The organism is Parabacteroides sp. AM08-6 (assembly GCF_003473295.1).
Classification (GTDB): Bacteria; Bacteroidota; Bacteroidia; order Bacteroidales; family Tannerellaceae; genus Parabacteroides.
In genome coordinates this window covers 1-10188 of the sequence record NZ_QRMP01000049.1, presented here as the reverse complement: position 1 = coordinate 10188, position 10188 = coordinate 1, and the positions used below count along the sequence as shown (strand labels likewise).

Here is a 10188-nt window from a genome sequence, read left to right as displayed (position 1 = left end):
AAAATAGTCGTTTCAAGCATATTATCGGTGGATAAATCGTGGGACTAAAATTCAGTAGAAAAAGTTCCACGAATTTGCATATTTATCGCTGATTCATAGCGTTTTGCATAGTAATATTTTGGAAGAGAATACATAGTTTTGTACTCTAAAAAACGATGTAAAAATGGCTAGAAAATCATTTTCTGTTTTTGTTCTTTATCAAGAATGCCAAATTATTAAAGAACGGAGAAGCATCAGTGTGCATGAGAATTACTGTAAACGGCTGTATGGTTAGGCGGATTATGGAAAATAAAAGAACAATCAAATAGCAAAAAGGGTACTTTAAAGAACGATGTGTATTTTTTAGGGGGTACTTTAAAGTGAATGAAGAGATAGCTGAGAGTGAATTTTCCACATTACTAACTATTTTGTATATTTTTGAAGAAAACAGAATAAAAATAGTATTTTAAAGTTCGAAATATGTATTTTTGTAAGCGTCTTCACCTATAATGCAGGTCGACAAAAAGCAAAAATATTTATCATTCAACTATAACATAGTTATGTTTAAGGCAATAAATCAAAAGGGAAACTCTTTCATATCTGCCTTTGAATAAAGTAGTTAAATCGTTTTGTGGTGGATTTTTTATTAGTATGATAACTAAATATCACGCGAAGTATTACGCAAACTTGCTTACACAAAAAGCTGTGGGTGGTGAACTATCATCAATCTCGCAGTCGCTAATGAGTGCATCTGTTGACATCAATCCACATCAGATTGATGCAGCGCTCTTTGCATTCAAATCACCACTATCCAAAGGTATCGTTTTAGCTGATGAAGTCGGTTTAGGAAAAACTATTGAAGCTGGTTTGGTCATTTGTCAATATTGGGCTATAGGCAAACGAAAGATTATAATTGTCTGTCCTGCTGCCTTGAGAAAACAATGGAGTACAGAATTGATAGATAAATTTGGTATTGACAATATCATCCTTGATACCAAGAACTACAATGAAGCTATCAAGAACGGTAGGTCTCCATATCCAAAGAATAAGGTAATAATTTGTTCTTATAACTTTGTGGCTCGTAGAAAGGCTGAAATATTGATGCATAGTTTTGATATATCAATCATTGATGAAGCTCATAAACTAAGAAATGTTTATCGCAAATCAAGCAAAACATCTCATGCAGTTCGTGATGCTCTCACAACAACAAAGAAGTTGTTGCTTACAGCTACACCTTTCCAGAACTCATTGCTGGAACTTTATGGTTTGACAAGCATAATTGATGAGCATATTTTTGGTAGCGAGAAATCATTCCGAAGTGAATATGGTTCTGGAGAAAATAATGCCGACCTTCGTTCACGATTGTCTGCGATGTATAAACGTACATTGCGACGTGATGTGAAAGAATATATCAATCATACAAATAGATTACCACTGACACAAAAGTTCGACTCAACTGATGCTGAGTATGAGCTATATCAAGCTATCTCTGATTTTCTCAGAAGAAACGATATATACTCAGTTCCTGCACAGCAGAAGAAGTTGACTACAATGATAATTCGTAAGATATTGGCTTCTTCTACTTTTGCTCTTATCAGTACATTGACCAATATAAAATCACGTCTTGAAAAGATGCTCGAAACGGCATCTATGCTCTTATTTACAACAGAGGATTTGATAGACGATGATGAAGAAATAGATTTGTATATGGATGATGACGAGGACATACCAGCCGAGGAAGAAGATGTGGTTGAGATTGATAAACTAAAGATTGAGATTGAACTATTGCAAACATTTATTGACAAAGCCAAACATATAAAGCAAGATTCCAAATCAGAAGCTCTTCTTCAAGCATTGGATAAATCATTTGAGATGCAAGCTAAAGAAGGTGCTTCACGAAAGGCTTTGATATTTACTGAATCTACAAAGACGCAGGCATATCTGAAAGAATATCTTGAAGCTAATGGCTACGAAGGTAAAATCGTATTGTTCAATGGTCGTGGTTCTGACCCTAAAACAACACAAATCTATAAAAACTGGTGCGAAGCTAATCCTTCAAAAGTTAGTGGCATCAAATCTGTTGACCGAAGAATGGCATTAGTAGACTATTTTAGGGAATCGGCAGATATTATGATTGCAACAGAGGCTGCTGGCGAAGGTCTTAACCTTCAGTTCTGTTCTCTTGTTGTAAACTACGATTTACCGTGGAATCCTCAGAGAATCGAACAGCGTATTGGTCGTTGCCACCGCTATGGTCAAAAACATGATGTTGTTGTTGTCAACTTCGTAAATATCAGGAATTACGCAGATGTGCGTGTATTCAATATCCTTAACGAGAAATTCAATCTTTTTGATGATATATTCGGCGCTTCTGATGAAATTCTCGGTAAGGCAGACGCTATCGACTTTGAAACTCGCATTTGGGAAATCTATCAGCAATGTAGAACTGAAGAAGAAATCAATGAAGCGTTCGATCGTCTTCAAACTGATATGCAGGTTGAGATAGACGAACGCATGAAAGATACTCGCCATCAAATTTTGGAAAACTTTGATATTGATGTGCAAGAACATCTTCGTGTAGCAAAAGATGAAGCAAGTACTTTCTTAAATAGATATGAACATATTCTTTGGGAATTAACAAAGTATGTGCTTGATGGCAAAGCTAAATTCGATGATAAACAACATTCTTTCCTTCTCAAAAAGTCAGTTGCGAATTGCGCGTGTGGTAAATATGATCTACTATCACAACTGCAAGATGGCGCCCCGTATCGACTTTCTCACCCTTTAGCTCAATATGTCCTCGACAAAGCTATGGTTTTAGATACAGACAACTACAACAGTGAAATCGTGTTCAACAATAAAGACACTGGTATAAACGTAGTACTGCCTGAATATCTTAGATGTCAATCAGGCTATTTAGTCTTATCAAGACTTCAAATTTCATCATTTGAAGATGAACAATATTGCTTGTTTAGTGCATTCACAGAGGATGGCAAGTTCTTAACACAAGAAGAAGCCGAAAAACTATTCCTCTGTGGTGGAATTGAAAAGATAAATACCCAAATACCCGATACCATTGTTTCTCGACTGAATGCAAATTCAAAACAACACATCATAACAACAATAAAGAGTGTGGATAGCAGAAACCTTTCATTCTTCAAAGAAGAAGAAGACAGAATCTATCGTTGGGAACGTGATGTGATTGATGGTATTGAGCAAGAACTTGATATAGTAAAACGTAATATACGTGAGACTGAAAGACTTGCTCGTCAAGCTGAAAATATAGAAGAACGTATCAGTCTTGAAGCTAAAGCAGAGGATCTGTGCCGTCAGAAGCGTAGAAAGCGCAATGAACTTGAAAATAGGGAAGATGAAATATCTGTTCGTAGAAAAGAGCTCATTGCTAAACTTGAGAGAAAAATGATTCAAACAACTTCATCAGACAATCTATTCATTGTCCGCTGGAGTACTAACTAATTAATAACAGTATAATGAATGAATATCAGAAGCGCTTCGTCGCATTATTGAAAACCATATTTGAGTTAGATAAGTCTGACCTTGATTTCGGTATTTACAGAATCATCAATATTCGTCAACGTGAGATTGTTGATTACTTCGAGAATCGTCTACCCAAGAAAATACAAGAGATTCTCGCCCCATTTGCAAATGAAAAGACTGATGAAATCAAACAAAAGTTGGCTAAGATAGAATCTGATGTTGAATCAATGGGTATGACTATTGATGCTCTTCAAGACAATACTCCCAAAAAGCAAGAATATATTGCTTTGCAGAAGCAATTATCTCAAGGCTCAGATATGTCAGCACTCGAAAGCGATGTCTATTCTGCACTATATTCATTCTTTAATCGTTACTACGACGAAGGAGATTTTATCTCTAAACGTCGTTATAAAGAAGGTGTCTATGCCATTCCATATGAAGGTGAAGAAGTAAAACTGTATTGGGCTAACCAAGACCAGTATTACATTAAGACTGCTGAAAACTTCAAGGATTATTCATTTGTTACAAAGGAAGGGATAAATGTTCATTTTCGCTTGGTCGATGCTACAATCGAGCAGAACAATAATAAGGAAACTGACGATTCTAAACGAGTGTTCATGCTGTATACAGAAAATGATGAGCGGCCTGAATTGAAGACATTCGAATGGAATGCTGAATCAAAGGAACTAATCATTCGCTTTATCTTTGACATACCTGCAGACAAAAAGAAGAGCTATGTTGATGATAACTATGCAAAAATTCGTGAATATATTATTGGTGTACCTGAATTGATGATGCCATTGATGTACCAAATATCAACAGACCCAAAGAAACCTATAACTTTGATTCAGAAACATCTTAACGGATATGTAGCAAAGAACACATTCGATTATTTCATCCATAAGGATTTAGGTGGATTCCTCACGCGTGAACTTGATTTCTTTATCAAGAACGAAGTAATGCATCTCGATGACCTTGATACAGATGACGAAGTACGTGCAGAAAGTTATCTTGCAAAGGTGCGTGCGGTAAAACGTATCGGTAAAGAGATAATCACATTCTTGGCACAAATAGAAAATTTCCAGCGCAAACTTTGGCTGAAGAAGAAGTTTGTGGTGGAAACGAATTGGTGCATTACACTTGACCATATTGATAAATCTTTTTATCCGGAGATTATTACTAATAAGACACAGATTCAGGAGTGGATTGATATGTATGCTATTGATGAAATCAAAGGAGATCTAAATACAACAGCATTCACAAATCCTCCGAGCATAGAATTTTTGAAGGAGAATCAGTTCTTGATTGTTGATACAAAGAATTTCCCTACCATATTCCGTGACCGTTTAATTGCATCTATAGATAATATAGATGAGAACACTAATGGTTTGATGATTAACGGAGATAACATTCAAGCAATTTCTCTTTTGCAAAAAAAGTATAATGGAAAAATTGATTGTATTCACATTGACCCTCCTTACAACACAGACACAAGCGGATTTCTTTACAAAAATAATTTCAAACATTCTTCTTGGATATCTATGATGGATAATAGAATTAATAGTTCAATTCCTCTGATGGCTGTGGATAGTACCTTTATTTGTCATATTGATGAGAATGAATATGAAAATCTCTGGAATCTTTTCAATAACACCCCCCTTTATAATCTTGGAACTTGCATTTGGGATAAACGTAATCCAATGACAGGTGGTTCAGGCATTGCAATACAACATGAATATTTTACATTTTTTAGTAGAGATAATATTACAATAAGTATAAATGGCGATAATGCTCAATCAATGCTTGCAAAGGTAGAAGAGCTTCGATTAAAATACGGATCTATTACAGATGAACTTAAAGCCGAATTTAACAACTGGATTAATTCTAATCCAGAATTAAGTGGTGGAGATAAGGCTTATAGAAATATATCAGATGATTGGCGATTATATCAAAGCGTCAGTTTACGTGCGCCAGAATACAGAACAGATCCAAAATTTCATATACCATTGATTCATCCTCAGACAGGCAGGCCATGCCCAGTACCACCTAATGGATTTTCAAGAACTCCTGAAACATTAAAAGAAATGCAAGACAGAGGAGATATTATATTTGGGGCTGATGAAAGTACACAACCAAGATATAAAATGTATCTTTCGCATGGAACAAAAAAGCAACTTACTTCAATTATATCTGACGCAGTTAAGGGAACTTCGGATTTAAAAAAAATGAATCTAACTTTTCCATATTGTCATTCACTATCTTTTTATGATTCTATTTTATCATCTGCTTTATCTCATGATAGAAGTATTGTGTTAGATTATTTTGGAGGCTCTGGTACAACTGCACATACTATAATTAATGACAATAGAAGCAGACAGCATTCTCATCGATATATCATGATCGAAATGGGGAAACATTTTGACAATATCATGATAAAACGTGTTAAAAAAGCTGTCTATGCATCCGACTGGAAGGATGGAAAACCATTAAATACATCAACTGGTATTCCACAAATAATGAAATATATGCGTCTTGAAAGCTATGAAGATGCACTTTCAAATATTACTCTTGAAGAGAAAGACTCATTTTTCGGATCCAACTTGGGAGATGAATATCTAATAGGCTATATGCTTGATATGGAAGCAAAAGGCAGTTTGCTAAATCTTGATGCCTTCATTGCTCCATTCGAGTACAACATGAAGATTACTGAGAAGAATGAATGCAAGGAAAGACAAGTAGATGTTGTTGAGACATTCAATTATCTTATCGGTTTGTCTGTTCATTGCCAGTCTGCAATCTCATATTTCTCAACCAAAGAAGCAAAAGATCCTTCTTATGAAGGTGCTGTTGACTTGCTGAAAGACCAAAATGGCGTATATGGATTCCGTCAGATAGAAGGAACATTGCCTGACGGTCGCAGAGCATTGGTTATATGGCGCAATATCAATAATGACAATATTCTAGCAAGCAACGCTGCATTGGATGCCTATTTCTTAAAATATCGTATCAATCCTGCCGACCGCGAGTTTGATGTGATATATATCAATGGAGATAACAACCTTGAGAATCTGCGTCTTGACGATGAGCAATGGAAAGTGGTGCGCACTGAAACAGAGTTTAATAAACGAATGTGGGAGGAATAACGAAGTATGGCAAAAAAGAAAAGTTCACCATCAGTCAGCTTTGAAACCTATTTGGTTTTATTCCGTTACTTTCTTGGTGAGATAGGCACTACTGAACTGAAAAGTTTGGGTAACAAGCTCAACAGCATTGAATATGAAGGATTGGATGAAAATGGCAATACTCATTTTCATCACTACATAGCTCAGATAGCAAAAATGAAACACTCTAGTATCACAACAGACAAGTTGCGGGAATACGATGAGAGAATCTGTCGATATACAAAAGAAATTGGAGAAAATCGTGGTGGAATCAGTCTGAAGTATTTTCAATACATCTCCCTGCTATTCACTGAGATGTATCTCGACAACTACTTTGCAGACAGATCAGCCTTCTGCAAGTCGCTTAACGAATTCATTGATAGCGAAAATGCAAGAACATTTGGTGCTCTTACGATGGAACCATATACCATTAACTCAATGAACAAGTTAGCGTATATGTGTGCTACAGGTAGTGGTAAGACACTTTTGATGCACATCAACATAAAGCAATTTATATTTTATCTGAAGCGTGCAAAACGTATAAACAGCAGTATCGCTATCAATAAAATTATAGTGCTTTCGCCAAATGAAGGAATGAGTAAACAACATTTAAGTGAGCTTACTCTCTCTGGAATTAAAGCAAATATCTTCAATAAAGATGGTGGTATGTTTAACGGACAAAATGAAGGTGTTGCCATCATTGATATGAACAAACTCAAGGAAGAAGGCAAAGTGAAAACCGTATCGGTAGACAGCTTTGAACGCAATAACCTTGTTCTTGTGGATGAAGCCCATCGTGGCATGTCTTCAACAGATGGTGTTTGGTACGACTATCGTACACGATTAAGCGAAGAAGGTTTTGCCTTTGAGTACTCAGCTACATTCAAACAAGCACTGAATGCCACATCTTCAAAAAAGGAAGACAGGCAGATGATAGCGGAATATGGCAAGTCTATAATAATGGACTACTCTTATAAATATTTCTATGGTGATGGCTATGGAAAAGATTATCGTATCTATAATCTCAGAGCAGGTATTGATGATAATCACCGTCATTTGTATTTGATAGGTTGTTTGCTTTCCTTCTTCCAACAAGTGAAGTACTCTATTGAAAAACGAACCGAACTGATTCCTTTCAATATAGAGAATCCATTATTAGTGTTTGTTGGAAACCGTGTAACAGCATCAACATCCAAAGATGAGTTGAGTGATGTTCAAGAAGTGCTATGTTTTATCGACAGATTTGTTCGTAACAAACAAGAAAGCATCCGTTGTATAGAGCAAGTGAAGTCAGAAGAAACAGGTCTTGCCGATAAATATGGGCGTGATCTATTTTTACACGATTTCAATGCGCTAATAGATGTGTATGGCCAATTACCATCAGCACAAGTGCTATATGAAGATATGCTTCATCTGATATTCAATACCGACACTGTTGCCGATGCTCCACGATTGCACATTGAAGCCATAAAGCAAGTGCAAGGCGAAATTGCAATGAAGATTGGCGAATATGGTGATTATTTTGGTGTGATAAACATTGGAGATACAGCTAATCTTATTAAGGCTTGTGAAGCAAAGGGAATAGTAAGCAGAAGCGAAGAATTCGTTTCTACTTCATTATTCAGTAGCATCAACGATAAAGAATCAAAGGTTAGAATACTTATCGGTTCACGAAAGTTTACCGAAGGATGGAACAGCTGGCGTGTGTCTACAATGGGATTGATAAATTTTGCCAAAGGTGAAGGTTCTCAGGCAATTCAGTTGTTTGGTCGTGGTGTTCGTTTGAAAGGATATAAAAGAATGCTAAAAAGGTCTACATGCCTTGACGATACCTCAGTAAAGCCTCTGCGATATATGAATTGCGTGGAAACACTTACCATTTTTGGTGTGAAAGCGCAATATATGGAGGATTTCAAGAAATTCCTTGAACAGGAAGGTGCTCCAATCAATGATGATATTATTGAAGTGACTCTGCCAGTAGTCAATCGTTATGATGAAGTAAAGACAAAGAAACTCCGTGTCATAAAAATAAAGGATGGAAAGAATTTCAAGAAGCAAGCACGACGTATGGTGCTCGATGTACCCAAAGAAGACTTCATGCGATACCTTGTTCGTGGTAAGTCGGTACTAGATTGCCGAAGCAAGATTCAATCTATTGAGTCATCAGGCTCATTAAAAATGAATATTCAGGTGATTGATACAAGATTCACGATTCCAACGTCAACGCTTGCCTTGCTTGATTACTATCGCATTTTTGATGAGATTCAGCAATACAAGAATGAGAAGTCTTATTTCAATATCAGCATTGATAGAAACAAGCTGAAACCTATTCTTGAAACAGATGGTTGGTATGAACTAATTATTCCAGAAAAGCAACTTGAAATAGATTCGATTCGCAAAATTGAGTATGCCACAGACTATGCGATTATGGCATTAAAGTCTTATATGGATAAATTCTGTAAATTCGAGCAGGAAAGATGGGAAGCACCATTGCGTGAATTCCAAGAAATATCGGCTACTGATAATAATTTTGTAGATGAATATACCTTCACCGTTACACCACAAAATAGCTTGGATATCACTGGTGAAGAATTGGATAAATTCATTGGAGATATAAAGTCTATTCTTGCAGATAATAATGGATTGAACGAATACGAAAAGAAGTTTGACTTCAACAAAAATCTGTGTCTGTTCGATTTCCGTTCTCATTTGTATGCGCCATTTGTATGCTTGAAAGAGGGAAATACCAATATACAAATTACCCCTGTCAGTTTGAATGAAGATGAAAAGCTGTTTGTTGATTATCTGAAGGAATTTACAGAGAATAATAGTGATGTACTTGAAAACAAATCTCTTTATCTTCTAAGAAATAAAAGTAAGGTGGGTATGGGATTCTTTGTTGCAGGTAATTTCTATCCTGATTATATCTTATGGATAGACACGCCGGAAAAGCAATATATCACATTTGTCGACCCGAAAGGTTTACTTCGTATTATGCCTGATGATCCTAAGATTGAATTTTACAAAACAATCAAGGATTTGGAAAAGCAGTTAGCACCGACAGCAGGTGATAAGCAGATTGTTCTCAACTCATTCATTATGTCTGCAACAAAATCAGCAGATTTGTATGAATGGTGGCATTGGGATAAAACTACAAGAGAGGCACACAATGTCTATACTCTTGATGATGATCAATGTGTTATCAGTATGATAAATAAAATATGCTTTTCATAGGGACATTCATTAAATAGCCTAAAATCAGCCAACTAATTCATACTTAAAGTATTGCGAATTAGTTGGCTTTTTTGTATCTTTAGGTATTCCCCCGAAAATAAGGTTTGACGGCCAAAACGGGGGAAATATCCAAACTAAGATATGGCTAAGATACGAAATATTTCCGAAATTCACCCAACTTTGGGCTTTACAGAATTCGATATTCTGGAAAAATATCGCAAGAGTTTTAATGCGAGTGAGCTTGGCAGGCTTCATTCCGTGTTTCCTTTTGACAATATAGCAAAAGAAGCAGGTCTGTCGGCGCAGCGTCTTGGAC

At 36.1% G+C, this 10188-nt stretch carries 3 protein-coding genes and 2 pseudogenes; all 5 read left to right on the top strand.

Annotated elements, in window-relative coordinates; genetic code table 11:
- Window positions 1–163: 163 nt before the first annotated feature.
- Window positions 164–272, top strand: a pseudogene (locus DW103_RS18535) (Arm DNA-binding domain-containing protein); the annotation flags it as partial.
- Between the two features lie 358 nt (window positions 273–630).
- On the top strand, window positions 631–3456 hold the full coding sequence (locus tag DW103_RS17345) for an SNF2-related protein (RefSeq protein WP_122278462.1): 2826 nt from the start codon (window positions 631–633) through the stop codon (window positions 3454–3456).
- Window positions 3457–3470: 14 nt separating this feature from the next.
- Entirely contained in the window at window positions 3471–6620 is a 3150-nt protein-coding gene (locus tag DW103_RS17340) for a DNA methyltransferase (protein WP_122278460.1), read from the top strand.
- A gap of 6 nt (window positions 6621–6626) precedes the next feature.
- A complete protein-coding gene (locus DW103_RS17335) occupies window positions 6627–9872 on the top strand; it encodes a DEAD/DEAH box helicase family protein (protein ID WP_122278458.1) in 3246 nt (1081 codons plus the stop codon).
- Between the two features lie 141 nt (window positions 9873–10013).
- A pseudogene (locus DW103_RS18675) lies at window positions 10014–10188 on the top strand (DDE transposase); the annotation flags it as partial.

What these genes read in the sequence shown, in the direction of transcription:
- DW103_RS17345 (WP_122278462.1), top strand. Translation starts at nt 631, where the DNA reads ATGATAACTAAATATCACGCGAAGTATTACGCAAACTTGCTTACACAA.
- DW103_RS17340 (WP_122278460.1), top strand. Translation starts at nt 3,471, where the DNA reads ATGAATGAATATCAGAAGCGCTTCGTCGCATTATTGAAAACCATATTT.
- DW103_RS17335 (WP_122278458.1), top strand. Translation starts at nt 6,627, where the DNA reads ATGGCAAAAAAGAAAAGTTCACCATCAGTCAGCTTTGAAACCTATTTG.